15 protein-coding genes and 1 tRNA gene are annotated in these 17091 nt (G+C 74.7%); 5 read left to right on the forward strand and 11 right to left on the reverse strand.

Annotated features, from left to right (window positions below; genetic code table 11):
* Nucleotides 1–5: 5 nt before the first annotated feature.
* Entirely contained in the window at nt 6–1043 is a 1038-nt protein-coding gene (locus RF647_RS00155) for an LLM class flavin-dependent oxidoreductase (RefSeq protein ID WP_368809943.1), read from the forward strand.
* Between the two features lie 42 nt (nt 1044–1085).
* Here the strand turns inward: RF647_RS00155 and RF647_RS00160 are convergent, their stop codons facing one another.
* From RF647_RS00160 to RF647_RS00175, 4 genes are all read right to left on the reverse strand, one after another.
* Complete coding sequence (locus RF647_RS00160) at nt 1086–1769, reverse strand: sortase (RefSeq protein WP_368809945.1); 684 nt, start codon at nt 1767–1769, stop codon at nt 1086–1088.
* Nucleotides 1770–1855: 86 nt separating this feature from the next.
* Nucleotides 1856–2539, reverse strand: a complete 684-nt coding sequence (locus RF647_RS00165) for a hypothetical protein (RefSeq protein WP_368809947.1) — start codon at nt 2537–2539, stop codon at nt 1856–1858.
* A gap of 472 nt (nt 2540–3011) precedes the next feature.
* A tRNA-Tyr gene (locus RF647_RS00170) sits at nt 3012–3093 on the reverse strand.
* A 106-nt stretch (nt 3094–3199) separates the two neighbouring features.
* Nucleotides 3200–3520 carry a hypothetical protein gene (locus RF647_RS00175; protein WP_017832434.1) on the reverse strand — a complete coding sequence of 107 codons (321 nt, stop codon included), beginning with the start codon at nt 3518–3520 and terminating at the stop codon, nt 3200–3202.
* Nucleotides 3521–3658: 138 nt separating this feature from the next.
* On the opposite strand from RF647_RS00175, the gene RF647_RS00180 reads away from it, so the two are divergent.
* The gene (locus RF647_RS00180; RefSeq protein ID WP_017832435.1) at nt 3659–4150 is read left to right on the forward strand and encodes a YajQ family cyclic di-GMP-binding protein; all 492 of its coding nucleotides are present in this window, start codon (nt 3659–3661) and stop codon (nt 4148–4150) included.
* A 94-nt stretch (nt 4151–4244) separates the two neighbouring features.
* Here RF647_RS00180 and htpX read toward each other — a convergent pair whose 3' ends face one another.
* The 3 genes from htpX to RF647_RS00195 all read right to left on the reverse strand — a co-directional run bounded on the left by htpX (nt 4245) and on the right by RF647_RS00195 (nt 9215).
* Entirely contained in the window at nt 4245–5129 is an 885-nt protein-coding gene (gene htpX / locus RF647_RS00185) for a zinc metalloprotease HtpX (protein ID WP_017832436.1), read from the reverse strand.
* Between the two features lie 149 nt (nt 5130–5278).
* Nucleotides 5279–6991, reverse strand: coding sequence for a zf-HC2 domain-containing protein (locus RF647_RS00190; protein ID WP_368809948.1), 1713 nt, complete (start codon nt 6989–6991; stop codon nt 5279–5281).
* Nucleotides 6992–7280: 289 nt separating this feature from the next.
* On the reverse strand, nt 7281–9215 hold the full coding sequence (locus tag RF647_RS00195) for a zf-HC2 domain-containing protein (RefSeq protein ID WP_368809949.1): 1935 nt from the start codon (nt 9213–9215) through the stop codon (nt 7281–7283).
* Between the two features lie 260 nt (nt 9216–9475).
* Here RF647_RS00195 and RF647_RS00200 point away from each other — a divergent pair, with 260 nt between their 5' ends.
* Complete coding sequence (locus RF647_RS00200; protein WP_368809951.1) at nt 9476–9994, forward strand: Fur family transcriptional regulator; 519 nt, start codon at nt 9476–9478, stop codon at nt 9992–9994.
* A 15-nt stretch (nt 9995–10009) separates the two neighbouring features.
* Here RF647_RS00200 and RF647_RS00205 read toward each other — a convergent pair whose 3' ends face one another.
* The gene (locus RF647_RS00205; protein WP_368809953.1) at nt 10010–11401 is read right to left on the reverse strand and encodes an SseB family protein; all 1392 of its coding nucleotides are present in this window, start codon (nt 11399–11401) and stop codon (nt 10010–10012) included.
* Nucleotides 11402–11615: 214 nt separating this feature from the next.
* Between RF647_RS00205 and RF647_RS00210 the strand changes: the two genes are divergently transcribed.
* Together RF647_RS00210 and rarD are read left to right on the forward strand one after the other, a co-directional pair.
* A complete protein-coding gene (locus RF647_RS00210; RefSeq protein ID WP_368809954.1) occupies nt 11616–12875 on the forward strand; it encodes a DUF6882 domain-containing protein in 1260 nt (419 codons plus the stop codon).
* A gap of 21 nt (nt 12876–12896) precedes the next feature.
* The gene (rarD, locus tag RF647_RS00215; RefSeq protein ID WP_368809956.1) at nt 12897–13829 is read left to right on the forward strand and encodes an EamA family transporter RarD; all 933 of its coding nucleotides are present in this window, start codon (nt 12897–12899) and stop codon (nt 13827–13829) included.
* 163 nt (nt 13830–13992) lie between these two features.
* Here the strand turns inward: rarD and RF647_RS00220 are convergent, their stop codons facing one another.
* The 3 genes from RF647_RS00220 to RF647_RS00230 form a co-directional block, all read right to left on the reverse strand.
* Nucleotides 13993–14142: a methionine/alanine import family NSS transporter small subunit gene (locus tag RF647_RS00220; RefSeq protein ID WP_126350305.1), complete on the reverse strand. Its 150-nt coding sequence runs from the start codon at nt 14140–14142 to the stop codon at nt 13993–13995.
* Nucleotides 14139–15914, reverse strand: a complete 1776-nt coding sequence (locus RF647_RS00225) for a sodium-dependent transporter (protein WP_368809957.1) — start codon at nt 15912–15914, stop codon at nt 14139–14141. The genes RF647_RS00220 and RF647_RS00225 overlap by 4 nt, the downstream gene beginning before the upstream one ends.
* 109 nt (nt 15915–16023) lie before the next feature.
* A complete protein-coding gene (locus RF647_RS00230) occupies nt 16024–17031 on the reverse strand; it encodes a polyprenyl synthetase family protein (RefSeq protein ID WP_368810347.1) in 1008 nt (335 codons plus the stop codon).
* Between the last annotated feature and the right edge of the window lie 60 nt (nt 17032–17091).

Consider the following 17091-nt stretch of genomic DNA (forward strand, 5'->3'; position numbering starts at 1 on the left):
GCGCCATGAACTTCGAGATCGGCATCTTCTCGCTGGGCGAGGTGGTCCCGGACCCCGTCACGGGCACCCGGCCCGACAGCCGCCAGCGCCTGCGGGACATCATCGAGCAGGCCGAGGCCGCGGAGCGCGCCGGGCTCACCGTGATCGGCGTCGGGGAGAACCACGGGACGGACGTGGTGGCGGCCTCCCCCGTGGTGCTGCTCTCCGCCATCGCCGGCCGCACCCACCTCCTGCGGCTCACCACGGCCGTCTCCGTGCTCACGGCCGGGGACCCGGTGCGGCTCTACGAGCAGATCGCCATGCTGGACAACATCTCCGGCGGCCGGGCCGAGATGATCGTGGGCCGCGGCGCCTCGCAGCGCGTGCTGCGCGCCCTCGGGCTGGAGCAGCAGGACCACGACGCCCTGTTCGAGGAGAAGCTGCGCCGGCTCCTCGCGCTGCGGGAGACCAGTCCCCCGGCCTTCGCCGGTCCGCTCGCCCAGGACGGCGTCGAGCTCGAGCTCGAGCCGCGACCGCTGCAGCCGTGCCTGCCGATCTGGCTGGGCAGCTCCGGCACGCCGGCCTCCGTGGCCCGCGCCGGCGCCCTGGGGCTGCCCCTCGCCCTGCTGCGCACCCACGGCCCCTTCGCCGGGGCGGTGCCCGTCGTCGCGGCCTACCGGCGGGCCCTCGAGGCGTCCGGCCGGGACGTCGGCACCCCGGTGGGCCTGAACGTGCCGGGCTTCGTCGCGCGCACCCCGGCGCAGGCCCGGGAGCTCAGCCACCCCTACTTCGCGGCGGGGGCCCGCAGCCACGGGCCCGTCGAGCCGGCGGATCCCCGCTGGTCCCGGGAGGAGTACGGCCGGGAGTGCGGCCCGGACGGGACCCTCGTGGTGGGGGACGTGGACGAGGTGGTCGCCAAGATCGTGGCGCAGCAGCGCGCGCTCGGCCACCAGCGCCTCCTGCTCCGGATGGACGCGGGGGGCGTCCCGCACCACCTGGTGCTCGAGTCGACCACGCTGCTCGGCGCCGAGGTGGTGCCGCGGGTCCGCGCCGCCCTGGGCTGACGCCCGGTGCCGGGACCCGGCGCTCGGGGCCCGGGCTTCGGCTCAGGCCTGCGCGGGGGACGCCGTGAGCACCACGTTCTTCCCCCAGAGGTCCTCGGTATAGCAGCTGACGATGACCAGCCGGTCCGGGACGATGCGCCAGATGTCGCTGTCCTTCAGGGTGTTCTTGTCGTGGGTGACCACCGAGTCCACCACGTACTCCAGGGTCCCGGACCCGGTCTCCAGCTCGATCTCGCTGCCCACGAGCCCGGGATCGCTCAGCCGGTTGAACGGGGCGTCCCGGTCCTCCCAGCTGTGGCCGGTGATGTACGTGGTGTTCTCCGAGCCCTCGCCCGGCATGCCGTACGGGGTGAGCCAGTAGCCGTCCAGGGTGTCCGGCGGGACCAGCAGCTCCGTGGCCAGCTCCTGCTCGCTCGGCGTCAGCGGCAGGACGGTCACGTCGAACCGGGCGTCCTCGACGGTCAGCCGCACGGGGGCCGCCGCCGCCGGCCGCTCGGAGGTGGCCGCGGCCGAGGGGGTGCCCGTGGGCGCCGCGGTGGGGGGTGCCGCCGAGACGGCCTCCACCGGGGCGGTCGCCGTCGCGGCCGGGGAGCCGGTGTCCTCCGCGCCCCAGGGGTCCGTCAGCAGGACCGCGGACAGGGCGGCCACGGCGCCGAGACCGCCGACGGCGGCCCAGCGCGTGCCCGAACGACGGCGCGGCGCGGTCTGCTGCTCGGGTGCGTCCATGCTCTGGTCCTCCGGGGGTCGGCTCGGGAAATGGCTGCGCCCTGGTGCCGCGCGAGCGCGGCACCAGGGCGGTCAGCGGATCGGGATCAGGCGCGTGCGCGGCGCACCCGGAAGGCCACGGCCCCGGACACGGCCGCACCGGCGGCCAGCAGACCGGCCAGCACGCCGGTGCTGAGCCCGCCCTCCTCGGCGGTCTGCATGTTGATGCCCTGGTTCACGCCGGAGTCGGTGCCGGTGCCGGCTCCGTCCTCCGAGTCGCTCCAGTCGTCGGAGTCGCCCCCGACGCCCAGGACGTCGCAGTTGCCCTGGAAGAGCGCCACGAGATCGGCGCCGTCCTCCATGAAGACCTCGCCCTGCGCGCGGGCCTCCAGGGCGGCGGTCTGGAAGTCGGCCGCGGCGGCGGAGCTCGCCGCGTAGGCCTCGTCCACGGCAGGGTCGCTGCTCGAGGCGGCGTAGGACTCCTGCAGGCGCAGGATCTCGGTCCAGGCAGCCTGCGCGCGGTCGACGGTGTCGTCGTTCACGATGGCATCCTCCAGCACGGCCTGCTGGGTCTGGAGCTGCCCCAGGACCGCCTGGTCGGTGACGAGGGAGTTGAAGTGCGTGCCCGCGTCGTAGAGGTGGTCGGCGGCGGTGACCAGGTTGGTCACCGCGGTGCTGGCGGCGGGGGCCACACAGGTGTCGGCGTGGGCGGCGGGGGCGCCCAGGAACAGGCCTCCGGCCAGGACGGCAGCCGACGAACCCGCGGCCACCCACTTCTTCACAGCAGTCATATCGGTCTGTCTCCTCAATCAATCAGAACCCCGGGCCTGCCCCTGGGGTACCAGCGCGCGGCACAGTCCTTCCCAGCGTCCTCGGCGTGGCACACCGGCGGGAGCGCTGCGGGGTCGGTCGTGCTGCTGGTCATCCGGAGTGGGGGGTCCCGACGTGCCGGCTCGGGGTGTGCTGGCACGTGGCCGGATGATGCTGTCGCCTCAAGCTACAAGGATATTCATGCTCTTAGCAATTGTTAAGGCTGGAACGGCGCGGCGGCCCCTTCGGCGTGTCCCCGGATCGGGGGACTCAGGCACGGAATTCCGCACGAGCCGGGGGGCTTCCGGCACCGGCCCGGGCACCGCCCCGGCGCTCTCCGGGCGGCCAGGGAGCGGCGAGTGCGTCCCGGCGGCGGGGGACGCGGCGACTCCGCCGTGACCGGGGACGACGAAGGCCCCGGTCCGCGGACCGGGGCCTTCGTGGTGGAACTCGTGGCAGATGAGGGATTCGAACCCCCGTAGGCATTGCCAGCTGATTTACAGTCAGCCCCCTTTGGCCGCTCGGGTAATCTGCCGGGGTGCTCCCGCCGGCTCTTCCGGACCGGTGGTGGCCGCCCCCGCGTGCGGGAGCAGTTCAACAGTACAGAAGATCCGGCGCGATGCGAAATTGCCGGGGACGGCTCAGGCGGCGAGCCGCTCGCACACCTGCTGGAGGAACTTCTCCGCCTGCTCCGCGGTGATCTCGCCGTGGGTCACGGCGTCCGCGAGGTCCTCGGCGACGCCGATCAGCCGCTGCGCCGCCTGGGGGTCGAGCCGTTCGGTGGCCGAGGCCCCCGTGCCCGGTCGGGCCGGCGGCGCCGTCCCGTCGGCGGTCGCGGCCGCCGGTCCCAGCCCGATGCCCATCAGCAGGACCGCCGCCAACGCGGTGGCCGCCACGGCGCTTCCGCGCCGGGTCCGCCCCGGGCCGGGCGTCACGTCGTCGTGACCCTCGGATGTGCTCATGCCGCCATCCTGGGAGATCGACCTGGACGGATCCTTGGGCGCAGGTCACGAAACGGTGACGGGGCCCTCCCCGGTAGGCTGGGACACAGTCCTGCGGGCCGCACGCCGCCCGTCCACCGTCCCAGCCCAGGAGGCAGCATGGCCAGCGATTCCTCGTTCGACGTCGTCAGCAAGGTCGACAAGCAGGAGGTGTCCAACGCCCTGAACCAGGCCCAGAAGGAGATCGCGCAGCGCTACGACTTCAAGGGCGTGGGCGCCGAGATCGACTTCTCCGGCGAGAAGATCCTCATGAAGGCGAACTCCGAGGAGCGCGTCAACGCCGTCCTCGACGTCTTCCAGTCGAAGCTGGTCAAGCGCGGCATCTCCCTGAAGTCCCTCGACGCCGGGGAGCCCTTCGCCTCCGGCAAGGAGTACCGGATCGAGGCCTCCGTGAAGGAGGGCATCGCCCAGGACCAGGCTAAGAAGATCACCAAGCTCATCCGCGACGAGGGCCCCAAGGGCGTGAAGGCCACCATCCAGGGCGACGAGCTCCGGGTGTCGTCGAAGTCCCGCGACGATCTCCAGGACGTCATCACGCTGCTCAAGGGCTCGGATCTCGAGGTGGACCTGCAGTTCATCAACTACCGCTGAGCTCGTCCCGGGGCGCGGCTCGTGCCGCTCCCCCGGTGCGACGACGGAGCCGCCCACCTCGCGAGGTGGGCGGCTCCGTCGTCGGCGGGCGGGCTCAGCGGCGGCCGATCCCCGCCATGCCCTCGAGCCGGGCCACGCGGTCCGCGGTCGGCGGGTGGGTCCGGAACAGGCTCGAGGCGCCCCCGCCACGGAACGGGTTGGCGATCATCAGGTGCGAGGTGTTGACGAGCTTCTGGTCGGCGGGGTTCAGCGGCCGGGCGTTCGTGCCCATCTCGATCTTGCGCAGGGCCGAGGCCAGCGCGAGCGGATCGCCCGTGAGCTGCGCGCCGTCCTCGTCGGCGTCGTACTCGCGGGTGCGGGAGACCGCGAGCTGGATGACGGTCGCGGCGAGCGGTGCCAGGAAGGCCAGGAGCAGCCCCACGAGGGGGTTGCCGCGGTCACCGCCCCGCCCCCCGCCGAAGATGGCCGAGAACTGGAGGAACTGCGCGGCCGAGGTGATGATGCCGGCCACGGCCGCGGCGATCGAGGACGTGAGGATGTCCCGGTTGTAGACGTGCATCAGCTCGTGGCCCAGCACGCCCCGCAGCTCGCGCTCGTCGAGCAGCTGGAGGATGCCCTCGGTCACGCACACCGCCGAGTTCTCCGGGTTCCGCCCGGTGGCGAACGCGTTGGGGCTCATCGTCGGGGCGATGAACAGACGGGGCATCGGCTGGTTCGCCCGCTGCGAGAGCTCCCGCACGATGCGGTAGTAGCCCGGCGCCTGCTGCTCGGTGATCGGGATGGCGCGCATGGAGCGCAGGGCGAGCTTGTCGCTGTTCCAGTAGCTGTACGCCGTGGACGCCAGGCCGATCAGCGCGAAGACCCAGATGAAGACGCTGCTGCCCGTCCCGCTCGCCACGACCCACCCGATGGCCAGCAGCACCGCCCACAGGCCGCCGAGCAGCAGGACGGTCTTGAGCCCGTTGTTGTGGCTGTGCATCGCGGGTGCGGCTCCTTCATCGGGAACGGGGTCTTTCGTTGGGCACAACTGCGCCGGCGGCGCCGGTCTTCCCGGGCCCAGCGACGCCCAGAAATCTCCCAGCCAGCGCCGGGCGTCCTCGTCGCCCGGCGCCGGAAGGAGCGCCGCGGTCACCCGCCGGGGGTGGGAGGAGTGGCACTGCCGGGACCGGGCTCCGGGGACGGGGTCCCCGGCCCGGTTGCTCCGGTCGACGGGAGCTCCTCGGCCGGAGGCACCGTTGCCGGGGGCTCGGACTCGGGAGCCCCAGGGTCCACCGGCGACGGGGCCCCGACCGGGGGCTGTTCCGCGCCCGGGGTCTCCGGAACCGGGACCTCCTCCGCGGGGGGCTCGGTGTCCGGGCTCTCGGTCACCGGCGTCCTGGGCTCGGTCGGCCCGGCGCCCGGAGGCTGCTCGACAGGGGCGCCTCCAGCAGGGCTGCCGTCGTCGTCGGCCGCGGGCGGCGGCGCAGGAGCACCGCCCACGGCCGACGAGGAGCCGCCGGAGGTGCCGCTGCCCGAGGCCTGCCCACCCGGCGCCGCGGGCCGGGTCGCTCGGCCGTCGCCCTGGACGCTCCCCCGGGTGGAGGGCGCCGCCTCGGTGCGACCACCGGTCGACGCGCCGGCATCGGCCGCGGCCTCCTGTGAGCCGTCGGCCGGTCCGTCCGTCGTGGCCGCGGTGGTGATCGTTCCGCCGTCCGCCCCGGCGGTCCGTGCCTCGGCCGCGGCCTCGGTCAGGGGGCCGGGGGACGGCTCGGAGGTCGGCAGCGACAGCACCCCGCCGGCACCACCGGGCACCGCGCCACCGGCGCCGCGGGCCATGGCCGCCGAACCGTCGTCCCCGGCGGAGGCTGCGGGCGCGGAGACGGAGGGGGCCGTCGCGCCGGAGCCTCCGAGACGCCCTGTGGCCTGTGTCGTCCCGTCGCCGGGACCGCCGGAGCCGGTCACGGCGACCCCGGCCAGCGCCGCCGCGGCCGCCAGGGCCCCGGCGCCGAGCAGCACCTTCCGGCCCCGTCGGGTGACGTGGACGGCGGCGAGGGCCCCGCCGGCGACGTCGGTGCCCGGGGCCGCGCCGAGTCGTCCGGCGCTCATCCGTCCCGCGGCCCGGACCAGCTCCACGAGCTCGTCGGTCCGGACGTCCCACAGCGGCACCCCGGCGAGCACGGGCAGCAGCCAGCCGCGCAGGCCTGCTTCGGTGTCCTGCAGATACAGGTGGTCGGCGGTGCAGCGCGGGCACTCGTCGAGGTGGTCCTGCACGGCCTGCGTCCGCTCGGCGGACAGGCCGCCGTCGGCGAAGGCGCCGAGATCGGCCGCGCAGTCCCAGCACCCGGGGAGGGTCGGCAGCTCCTGCCTGGCCCGGCGGTAGGCGGCCCGCAGCCCGGCGCGCGCCTCGAGGTGCAGCGCGGTGGTGGCGGCGGGGCTCAGCCCGAGCACCGCGGCCGTCCGCTCGAGCCCGAGGGCCTCGACCTCCAGGTGCCACAGCACGGCCTGCCACGAGGCGGGAAGGCCGAGATAGATGCCGGTGACCGTCCCGGCCGCGCTCGCCCGCTCCACGCCGGCCCGGCCTACGACGGCGACCAGCCGTGCCCGCAGGAAGACTCCCGGCCCGTCCTCGTCCCGCGCCTCCTCGCCGAGCTCCGCGAGGACCTGGTCGAAGGCCGTGCCGGCCAGCTGCTCCGCGTCCTGGCGGCTCGGCGTGTGGAGCCGGGCCACGACCACGGCGGTGTGCCAGTGCCGGTCCCGCAGGTCCGGGAAGGCGTCGGGCTGCTGCGCCCGCACCGCGGCGAGCAGCTCCTCGTCGGTGCGCGGGGTGCGCCCCTGGGCGAGCGGCTCGGTCGTGCGCGTCATGGGGTCTCCGTCGGTCTCGGGAACGCTCGGTCACCTTGCGGTGCGGGCGACCCGGGAGCGGTGCCGCAGGGCCGTGCCCCCGGCGAAGACGATGACGGCGCACGCCGACGGCGCGCGGTTCCAGAACTGTGGACCCCCCGGTCCCCCGAGCCCATGGTAGAGCGCCCCGGCGGAGGGCGGCACGCCGCCCCTGTCACGAGCTGTTCCCGTTCGTAACACAGTGCCGCCGAGGGTAGCGGGGCCGCCGGGCGACGCCCGGTCTCCGGGAGCCGCGGGCGGGGCGGTGCGCTCAGCGGTGGGAGCGGCCCTCCCCCTGGTCGGCGTGGCCGCCGGAGCGGCCGGGCGCCCCGTCCGACCCCCGCTGGTGCTCGCGGCTGTGGCGCCCCGAGTGCTTCCGCTCGCGGGACCCGTCGTCGTCCCAGCTCGTCCCACGGTGTCGGGGCCCGCGCTCGGCGTACCGCACCCCGGGGGCGCCGGTCCCCTGCTGCGCGTGCCGGCGTCCGGGAGCGGCGTCCGAGCTCGTGGGGTCGCTCGGCGGTCCGGCCGTCCGGGCCGGGGGCGCCGGCGCCTTGAACGGCGCGGGGCTCGCGTCCACGGCCGGCCGCGGGATCAGCACCGACGGGACGGGCGCGGGGATGCCCGCCTCTCGCGCCGGTGTGGGAGCGGTCGCGGGCGCGTCGGCCCTGCGGGCCGGCGGCGCGCTCGTCGGCGCGTCCCCGGACGACGCGTCCCGGGCAGCTCCAGCTCCATCGCTCGACGCCGCGCCGGGCGCCCCGGTCTCCGGGGCGGGGGCCCCGCCCGGCACGGACGCCGGCCGCTCCGCACCGGACCGCGGCAGGGTTGCACCCTCGTCCGCGGACGGACCTTGCACGCCGCCGGCGCCGCCGGCCGCCGCAACGCCCGCGTCGTCACCGCTGCGGCCGGCACCGGCCACGTCGTCACCGCCGCCACCGGCGTCGGCCACGAGGGCCGCGGCCTCCGGCCCGGCACCGTCTCGGGACACGCCGGCCGGGGCGTCGCCCGGCGCCTGCCCGGCCGCGGCCTCGTCCGACCCGGACGGGCTCCCGTCCCTCTCCGCCGCGGAAACCCCGGCACCGGACTCGTCGTCCTCTTGCTCCTCCCCGGCCGCAGGAGCGTCCGCGCGCGGCTTCTCCAGGTCCTCGGCGGTGCGCGGCGCCCGCTCGGCGGCGAGGCTGTCGGCGGCCGGCACCGGGTCGCCCCCGCCGGACACGCCCACCGCGGCGACCACCACGGCGGTCGCCAGGGCCCCGGCGCCCAGGAGGACCTTCGTCCTGCGGCTCGACCACGGCGAGGTCCCCGGCGCGTCCTCCGGACGGGAACGGGAGGCCCCCGCACCGACGGCGGCGGCACCGGCCGGGGCATCCGCACCGGCCGCGGCGGCGCTCGTTCCGGCTCCTGCTCCGGCGGCCGCGCCGGTCCCCGCACCCGCGGCGGCGATGAGGTTGGCGAGCTCGAGGGACTCGGTGCCCCACAGCGGCAGACCGGCCAGCACGGGCAGCGTCCACGTGCGCAGGCCCGTCCCGACGTCCTGTCGGCTCAGGTACTCGGCGGTGCAGCGGGCGCACCCGTCCAGGTGCGCCTTGACGTCCCGCCGGCTCCGCTGCCCGCGGGTGCCCCGGACGAAGTGGGGCAGCTCGGCGGAGAACTCCGCGCAGTCCGGTCCGGCCGCCCGGTCCGCCGCTGCCTGGCCGTAGAGCCCGCGGAGACCCCGGACCATGTCACGGTGCAGACCGGCGGCCGCGACCGCGCCGAGCCCCAGCGCCGCCGAGGCCCGGCGGGCGCTCTGGCCCAGGACCTCGGTGCGCCAGAGGAAGCCCTGCCACTCGGCGGGCAGGCCGCTGAAGACGCGGACCAGGGACGCGGGGTCGGCGGGATCGTCCGGCAGCGCGACCGGCCGAGTGCCGCCGTCGGCCTCCCGTCCGACCATCCACACGACGAAGGCGCCGAGGAAGGCGCGGGGTCCGCCGCCCTCGCCGACGATCTGCTCGATCCGTCCGAGAGCCGCCGCGGCGACGCCCTCCGCATCCTCCGTGCTGCCGGTCCGCGACCGCGCCACGGCGAGGGCCGTGCCGTGGTACCGCTCCCGCAGCACCCCGAAGGCGTCGGCGTCCCCGGAGTGGGCGGCATCGAGGAGGACGTCGTCACGGAGCGCCCCCGGGTCGCCGGTGGGGCCGTTCGGACGGGCGTGGGCAGGACGCGTCATGTCTGTCTCCGTGGTGGTCGCGGTCGTTCGGGAAGAAAGTGCTCCGGGAACGTCCCGTCCGACCCGCGGGCGCGCACGCCACGACGACGGTGCCGGACCCCCATCCCCCGCGCACATCGTAAGCGCAGGTCAGAGGCGGGTGAAAGCCGGTGCCCGCCGGTGCGACCAGAACTGTCACGAGGGATCGACCTTGTCGGACACGGGCGGGGCGGATGCGCACCGCTATTGTGAGTCCATCGTGATAACGCTACGGTAGAAGGATGCAGACAACGGAACGCCCCGCACCGGACACCGCCCGGGCCGCCGCGTGGTCGGACCTGTTGCGCTCCCACGGCCGCCGGGTCACCAAGCAGCGGCTGGCCGTCCTCGACGCGGTGGACCGCCGCCCGCACTCCACCGCAGACGAGGTCCTCGCGGACGTCCGCACGGTGCTGCCGGCGATCACCCTGCAGTCCGTCTACGTGGTCCTCTCCGACCTCACGGCCGTCGGCATGCTCCGCAAGTTCGAGCCGCCAGCGTCCCCGGCCCGGTACGAGACCCGCACCGGGGACAACCACCACCACGCGTACTGCGTGCGCTGCGGAACGGTGGCCGACGTCGACTGCGCCGTCGGCCACGCCCCGTGCCTCACGCCCTCCGAGCACCACGGCATGCAGCTGCTCACCGCCGACGTCGTCTACCAGGGCATCTGCGCCGACTGCCTCGCGGCCGGCGCCTCCCGCGAGCAGGCCGCCCCGGAGCAGCCCTCCGCAGAGCAGCCCCTCCCCGCCGCGGGCTGAGCCACCCGCCGGGACTCAGCTCCGCCCGGTGCCGTCCCCGGCCGGACCCGGCCCGGCCTCGGCGCCCCCTGCCTGCCCCGGCTCCTTCTCCACGAGGGCCAGGAGCTCCCGGAGCTGGTCGGCGGTCAGCGTGGCCACCGGGGGGTGCGCGTTGATGCTGACCTTCCGCGCCCCGGCGTCGAGGGCGAAGCGCAGCGCCTGGCGGGCCGGCGCGGAGCGGACCTCCAGGGTGGTGTCCAGCACGGCGACCTCGGGCGCGGACGTGAACAGCAGGAGGGTGTCCGGTGCGGCGCCCTCCTCCTGCGGCTTCGCGTAGACCGGCACGGCGCGCCCGTCCTGCACGCGCGCGCCGAGCAGCAGCACCGCGTCCGGGGCCAGGAGCCCGGCGAGCAGCTGCGACATGTTGTTCTCGAGCATCGCGGCCTTCACGGCGTCGTTGCGCGGCGCCCGCATCGCCCACTCCACCTGGGGGCGGCTGATCCGGCAGCCGCTGTGGGCCGGGTCGATGACCAGGTGGTCGTGCTGCGGGTCGTCGGCGAGCATCTTCAGGACCTTCACGGCGGACTCGCGCAGCAGCACGGGCTTGCCGCCGTCCGGGTGGTGGCGGTCGAACATGGCCTGGGCCTCCGCCGCCGAGGTGTAGGCGGCGAGGGATCGCGTGCCGTCCGGCTCTCCCAGGGTCTGGACGCGCAGGGTGGACTCCGGTCCCACGGCCTCCCCGCCCGGGCCCGCCACGAGGTCGCTGGCCGTGACGTCCAGCAGCAGGGAGCCCGCCATGCACTGCCGGACGACCTCGATCATCGCCTTGTTGTCGGGGGCGCTCACGAACCGGTCGACGGCCGCCCGCACGAGGGGGTTGACGACTCCCTCGGGGTCGGCCTGCTGCTCGGCGCCCGGGGCGAGGGCGGGCAGCTCGACGCCGTCCCGTCGGGCGAGCTCGAGGGCCCACGCGGGGATCCGGGCGCGGGTGCGGGGGAAGCGCTCGAGGTGCGCCAGGACGTCCTGGGCCGTGAACGGCCCCTCGGTCCCCCACTGGCTGGGCTCGCCGTCGAGGTCGTAGGTGCCTCCGATCCGGTGGGTCGGCTCGGGCCAGCCCTCGGCGAGGATCACGACCGTGGCCGTGAACCACGTCCCGCGCCCGGGGACGTGGACGTTCTCCCGCAGCTGCTCGACGGCGGGGATGACGGCGCTGTCCTCCTTGATGGGCCCGGCGGTGCCGGGCACCACCTCGTCGCCCCGCTGCTCGCGCACGCGCAGGTGCACGCGCCCGTCCTGAACCTTGAGGTCCACGACCATCCGGTCCCATCCCGGCTCCGTGCGCAGCACGGAGAGCACCCACGAGCCGATCGTGTTCAGCAGCTCCTGCCGGGCCGGTCCGGGGGTCGGGGTGGCGGGGGTCTCGCTCATGCGGTGGCTCGTTCCCGGCCCGCGAGGGGGCCTGCTCGGATCGTGTGGTCACGGGACGGGCGCGGCACCCGCTGGGCCCCGGGGGTCTCGCCCCACCCTACCCAAGCGGTCCCCGGCCGCCGCGGGCGGAGCGGCCGTCCGGCGCCCCCGCCGACGCACCGGGCGGCGCCCGCCATGACGCTCCCGCACCCGCGAGGGTTGCTAGCCTGGACGCATGACGAAAACGCTGCAGGAACTGATCGACGAGTCGATCTTCATCTCCACCGAGTACCAGGCCAGGCTGGCCGAGCTGACCCAGGGCGCCGGGTGGGACGTCGACTTCTCCGCGCCGGCGTTCACCCTGCAGACCGAGCCCCCCGTGACCCTGACGCCCTATCTGCTGGGCACCGATTCCGCCTCCCGCGGCTCCTGGATCTGGTCCTGGCAGGAGCTGGGCCACTTCCCGGCCGCAGTGGTCTCCGCCGCGGTCCAGGCCCGCGAGGCCGGGGAACGGCTGGGAGTGGACGAGCTGTCCACCGACGAGCTGCCCGTGGCGGAGGGCCTCGCCCGCCGGCTGACGCTGGCGGCCAAGGCCGTGACGGGCGTGTACGCGCACTACCCCGCGGGAGCGGGCGGCGGCGTCACCGCGTGGCTGCTGCTGGACGGACCCGAGTTCGAGCTCCCCGAGCTCACCGTGGAGCGGATGATGCGGGTCATCGCCGAGGCGCTGACCACGGACACCGCGGTGGACCACAACCTCGCCGTGGACTCCTACGCCAAGCTGCGCGGCGCCCACATCGAGTGGGACACCGAGGCCACGTGCGTGGTGACCGTGCGGGACGGCGCGCAGCGGTTCTGGTTCGACGACCACCAGATCTCCGGTGTGGAGCCTGCTGAGCCGTCCGTCGGCCCCGAGATCCTGGTGGACCTGGCCGCCGACGCCCGGGAGCGCGCTGCCACCCTGCGCGAGGACCGTGCCGCCGCCGAGGCCACGGCCGCCCGGCAGGAGGCCGAGCCGCACCGCGCCGCGGCCCCGGCGGCTCCCGCGGAGACCCCGGTGCCCGAGGAGGCCCCGCGGGAGCATCCCGAGCCGATCGAGGTGCCCGACTTCGTCGAGACGGAGCACGTCCGGCTCGAGCCGGCCGAGGAGCCCCGGCCGGCCGAGGAGCCGGCCGCCGCGCACGCCGGTGCCGCCGAGACCGACCTCCCGTTCGACCAGGAGCCCTCGGACCGGGAGGTGCGCCCGGGCCGTGTGAGCACCACGGTGGTGCCCGGCCCCGAGCCCGTCCGCCCGGCCCGCGAGGAGGTGCCCGAGCCCGCCGCCGCGCAGCACCGGGAGCCTGTTGCGGAGCCGCAGGTGGAGCGCGAGGTCGTGGCCGGCCCCGGTGTCCCGGGCAGCGCCGGGACGGAGCCCGTGGTGGAGGGCGAGGAGACCGCCGAGGAGGAGCAGGGCGAGCGGAAGAAGGGCTTCTTCAGCCGATTCTTCGGCCTCTGACCCCCGGCGGTACCCTCGAGCGTGACCGCCTACAACACCGCACCCGGCCCGGATCCCGACGAGCAGTCCAGGACCCGGGCCGGTGTGCTCTCCGGATTCGCCGCCTACGGGATCTGGGGCCTGCTCCCGCTGTACTTCGTGGCCCTGGAGCCGGCCACGCCGGTGGAGATCGTGGCGATGCGCGTGCTCTTCTCCCTGGTCTTCTGCCTGGCGCTGCTGGCGCTCACCGGGCAGCTGCACCCCCTGGGCCGGGCGCTGCGCGCTCCGCGCGCCCTCGGGACCCTGGCCGTGGCCGGCCTGCTGATCGGGGTCAACTGGTGGCTCTACACGGTCGCCACGACCACGGGGAACACCTTGGAGGCCTCTCTCGGCTACTTCATCAACCCCCTCGTGGCCATCCTGCTCGGCGTGCTGGTGCTGCGGGAGCGGATGCGGGCCCTGCAGTGGACGGCCGTGGGGATCGGGTTCGTGGCGGTCGTGGTCATGGCCGTCTTCTACGGGCGGGTGCCGTGGCTCTCGCTGGGCCTGGCCTTCTCCTTCGGCTTCTACGGCCTCGTGAAGAACCGGATGGGCGGGTCCTACCCGGCGATCGTGACGCTGACCGTGGAGACGATGGCGCTGACCCCGGTGGCCGCGATCGTCGTGGCGCTGCTCGGGGCGGACGGCCGGCTGACCCTGGGCAGCGAGGGCACCGGCCACCTCCTGCTGATGCTGTCCTCGGGCGTGATCACGGCCGTGCCGCTGATCCTGTTCGGGATCGCCGCGACCCGCCTGCCGCTGAGCACCGTGGGCATGATCCAGTACGTGGCGCCCATCGGGCAGTTCCTGCTGGCCGTGCTCGTGTTCGGCGAGCAGATGCCCCTGGAGCGCTGGGTCAGCTTCTGCTTCGTGTGGCTCGCGGTGCTGCTCCTCGTGCTGGATGCGGTGCGCGCCCCGCGGGCGCGCCGCGCCTGAGCACCTCGCCCCGGGTCCGGCGCGTGGCGGCGGCCCGTTCCGGGTTCGCCGCACCCGGGCTCCGGGCCGGGGGGCGCGGACCCGGGTCACCACGTGCAGGAGGGCTCCCGGCGCCGCGCGGCGCCGGAAGCCCTCCTGCTGGTCCCGGGGGTCCGGGACGGGGTCAGGTGGTGCGGACGTAGTCGTCGCCGCCGAAGCCCTGGTCGTTCTCGTCCACCTCCGGCGTGCGCCGCAGGTGGAGCACGGCGGCGATGAAGCCGCCCCACACCGTGCACACGGCCACGATGAGCATGATGATGGCGGGAGTGGTCATCGGGGGTCCTCCTGGGATCCGGTGGTGCTGGACGGGGTGCCGGAGCTCCAGGGCGCCGTGCCGGTCCCCTCGGCGGGGGCCTCCGCGTGCCGGCCCGTGGACCCGGCCGTGCCCTCGGCGAGGGTGCGGTAGGAGAAGTCCTGGTCGAGGGCCGGGGTGCGCAGGGCGGTGTCCGACCAGCGCGAGAGCGGCTGGCCGCCCTGCAGTCGGCGCCGGTCCACGGAGGCGTCGACGATCGCCGGGGACGGGCTGAGGTCCGAGGCCGCCGAGCCGGCGGGCCACGGCAGCCGGGAGAGCAGCAGCGCGACGACGACGATCGCGAGCGCCGTGCCCCAGCCGAACGTGTTGACGAACCACGCGGGCATCTCGCCGTAGCCCTCCGCCAGGGTGGTGGTGAGCGTGTTGATGAGGATGTAGCCCAGCATGATCGGGGTGATCCCGCCGACCACGACCATCCAGGTGCGCCCCAGCTTGAAGGAGGACACCGAGTTCAGGTGGTCCCGCAGGGTGGGCAGCGCGGAGAAGCCGGCCGTGAGCAGCATGATGGACACCAGCGCCGCGGCGACGATGCCGAACTGGTTGACGAAGTTGTCCGTGACGTCGAGCAGGTTCAGCCCCGTGGTGGTCGTGAACAGGGCCAGGGAGATCAGCGCCATGGGCACCACGACGGCCACCACGGCGGTGCGCCGGCGCAGGCCGAGCTTGTCCTGGGCGGCCGCCACGACGACCTCGACGATCGACACGAGCGACGTGAAGCCCGCGAAGGTGAGGGTCGCGAAGAAGAGGACGCCGATGAGCGTGCCGAGCGGCGCCTGGGAGATGATCGTCGGGAACGCGATGAACGCGAGGCCGATGCCCGAGGTGGCGACCTCGTCCACGCCCACGCCGGAGACCCCGGCCATGAAGCCCAGCGCCGCGAAGACGCCGATGCCGGCGAGGATCTCGAAGCTGGAGTTGCCGAAGCCGACCACGAGCCCCGAGCCGGTGAGGTCCGTCTTGGGCTTGAGGTAGGAGGAGTAGGTGATCATGATGCCGAACCCGACCGAGAGCGAGAAGAAGATCTGGCCGTAGGCGGCGACCCACACGGCGCTGTCGGTGAGCGCCGCCCAGTCCGGGGTGAAGAAGGCGTTGAGGCCGTCGGTGGCGCCCGGCAGCGTCAGGGCGATGACCACGATGGTGAGGAACATCAGCACGAGCAGCGGGATGAGCACGAGGTTGACCCGGCCGATGCCCTTCTGCACGCCCAGCAGCAGCACCACGAGCAGCGCGATCCACGCGACGGTCGTGACGGCCAGCACGTTGGGGACGAAGTCGAGGCCCACACCGACCTCCTCGGAGGTCTGCAGGACGTCCGAGAGGAAGAACGCGGCGGGGTCGTCCCCCCAGGCCTTGCCGAACGAGAAGTAGGTGTACAGCATCGCCCAGCCGAGGATGACGGCGTAGTATACGGCGATCACGAAGCTGATGCCCATCTGCCACCAGCCGATCCACTCCGTCTTGGGGTGCAGGCGGCGGTAGGCCAGCGGCGCCGAGGCGCGGAAGCGGTGGCCGATGCCGTACTCGAGCATCAGCAGCGGCAGACCGGCCGTCAGCAGCGCGACGAGGTACGGGATCAGGAACGCCCCGCCGCCGTTCTCGTAGGCGATGTAGGGGAAGCGCCAGATGTTGCCGAGGCCGACGGCGGAGCCGATCGCGGCCAGGATGAAGACGGTGCGGCTGGAGAACGCCTCGCGTGGCGCGGCGGCACCGCCGGGTGGGGACTGAGGGGTCATGGTCGTCCTCGGGTGCGGGAAGTGGTCTGCGGACGGCTACAGGCTAGCCCGTGGGACCGCGGGAACCACACCCGGCGCCACGGCCCGGGACGCACGGTGCGGGGCCGGCTCAGGCCTCGCGGTGGACGACGGCGTGCGCGAACGCCACGAGCGCGCGCTTGGCCACCGTGTCCGGCAGCGGCTCCAGCGACGCGATGGCCTCGTCGGCCCAGTGCCGGGCGATCCGCCACGCCTCCTCGGTGGCCCGGTGCCCCGAGACCGCGGTCACGGCCCGGGCCAGGGCCTCGTCCGAGGCGAGGTCGGAGTCGAGGTGCTCGAGGGCGCGCACCGCGGCGACGTCGCCCTCTCCCGCCATCCGGCGCAGGATGAGCACCGGCAGGGTGGGCACCCCCTCGCGCAGGTCGGTGCCGGGGGACTTCCCGGAGACCTCGTCCTCGCCGGTCACGTCGATCACGTCGTCGGCGAGCTGGAAGGCGATGCCGACCTTCTCCCCGTACTCGACCATGACGTCCACGACGTCCTGGTCGGCCCCGGCCAGGACCGCGCCGAAGTGCCCGCACGCCGCGATGAGGGAGCCGGTCTTGCCCGAGAGGACGTCGAGGTAGTGCTCCAGCGGGTCCTGCCCCTCGCGGGGGCCGACCGTCTCGTGCAGCTGGCCGAGCACGAGCCGCTCGAACGTGTCCGCCTGGATCTTGAGGGCCCGCTGGCCGAGCTCGGAGACCATCGAGGAGGCGCGGGCGAAGATGAGGTCGCCGGTGAGGATGGCCACCGAGTTGCCCCACACGGTCTGCGCGGTCGCGACGCCGCGGCGCAGCGGCGCGGAGTCCATGACGTCGTCGTGGTAGAGGGTCGCCAGGTGCGTGAGCTCCACGACGGCCGCGGACTCGAGGACGGCGTCGTTGATTCCGCCGCCGATCTCCCCGGCCAGCACGGTCAGCAGGGGCCGCACGCGCTTGCCCCCGGCCTGGAGCAGGTGGCGGGAGGTGACGTCGGCCAGGTGGTCGGCGCTGCGCACCGCCTCGTCGAGCCGCTCCTCGATCCGGGCCAGCGACCCGAGCACGACCGGGCCCAACCGGTCGTCGGACGCGATGAGGTCGAAGCCTGCGGGCAGCTTCACCTGATCGGTGCCGAGGCCTGCGGCGGGGCCGTCGGCGCTCGGGGAGGAGGATTCAGTCAC

Source organism: Kocuria sp. CPCC 205263, assembly GCF_040981075.1.
In the GTDB taxonomy this organism is placed as follows: Bacteria; Actinomycetota; Actinomycetes; order Actinomycetales; family Micrococcaceae; genus Kocuria; species Kocuria rosea.

Bases quoted from the DNA above. Each gene is read 5' to 3' on its own strand.
- RF647_RS00175 (WP_017832434.1), bottom strand. From the start codon at position 3,520: ATGAGCACATCCGAGGGTCACGACGACGTGACGCCCGGCCCGGGGCGG.
- RF647_RS00205 (WP_368809953.1), bottom strand. From the start codon at position 11,401: ATGAGCGAGACCCCCGCCACCCCGACCCCCGGACCGGCCCGGCAGGAG.
- RF647_RS00195 (WP_368809949.1), bottom strand. From the start codon at position 9,215: ATGACGCGTCCTGCCCACGCCCGTCCGAACGGCCCCACCGGCGACCCG.
- RF647_RS00200 (WP_368809951.1), top strand. From the start codon at position 9,476: ATGCAGACAACGGAACGCCCCGCACCGGACACCGCCCGGGCCGCCGCG.
- RF647_RS00155 (WP_368809943.1), top strand. From the start codon at position 6: ATGAACTTCGAGATCGGCATCTTCTCGCTGGGCGAGGTGGTCCCGGAC.
- RF647_RS00220 (WP_126350305.1), bottom strand. From the start codon at position 14,142: ATGACCACTCCCGCCATCATCATGCTCATCGTGGCCGTGTGCACGGTG.
- htpX (WP_017832436.1), bottom strand. From the start codon at position 5,129: ATGCACAGCCACAACAACGGGCTCAAGACCGTCCTGCTGCTCGGCGGC.
- RF647_RS00160 (WP_368809945.1), bottom strand. From the start codon at position 1,769: ATGGACGCACCCGAGCAGCAGACCGCGCCGCGCCGTCGTTCGGGCACG.
- RF647_RS00210 (WP_368809954.1), top strand. From the start codon at position 11,616: ATGACGAAAACGCTGCAGGAACTGATCGACGAGTCGATCTTCATCTCC.
- RF647_RS00225 (WP_368809957.1), bottom strand. From the start codon at position 15,914: ATGACCCCTCAGTCCCCACCCGGCGGTGCCGCCGCGCCACGCGAGGCG.
- RF647_RS00180 (WP_017832435.1), top strand. From the start codon at position 3,659: ATGGCCAGCGATTCCTCGTTCGACGTCGTCAGCAAGGTCGACAAGCAG.
- RF647_RS00165 (WP_368809947.1), bottom strand. From the start codon at position 2,539: ATGACTGCTGTGAAGAAGTGGGTGGCCGCGGGTTCGTCGGCTGCCGTC.
- RF647_RS00190 (WP_368809948.1), bottom strand. From the start codon at position 6,991: ATGACGCGCACGACCGAGCCGCTCGCCCAGGGGCGCACCCCGCGCACC.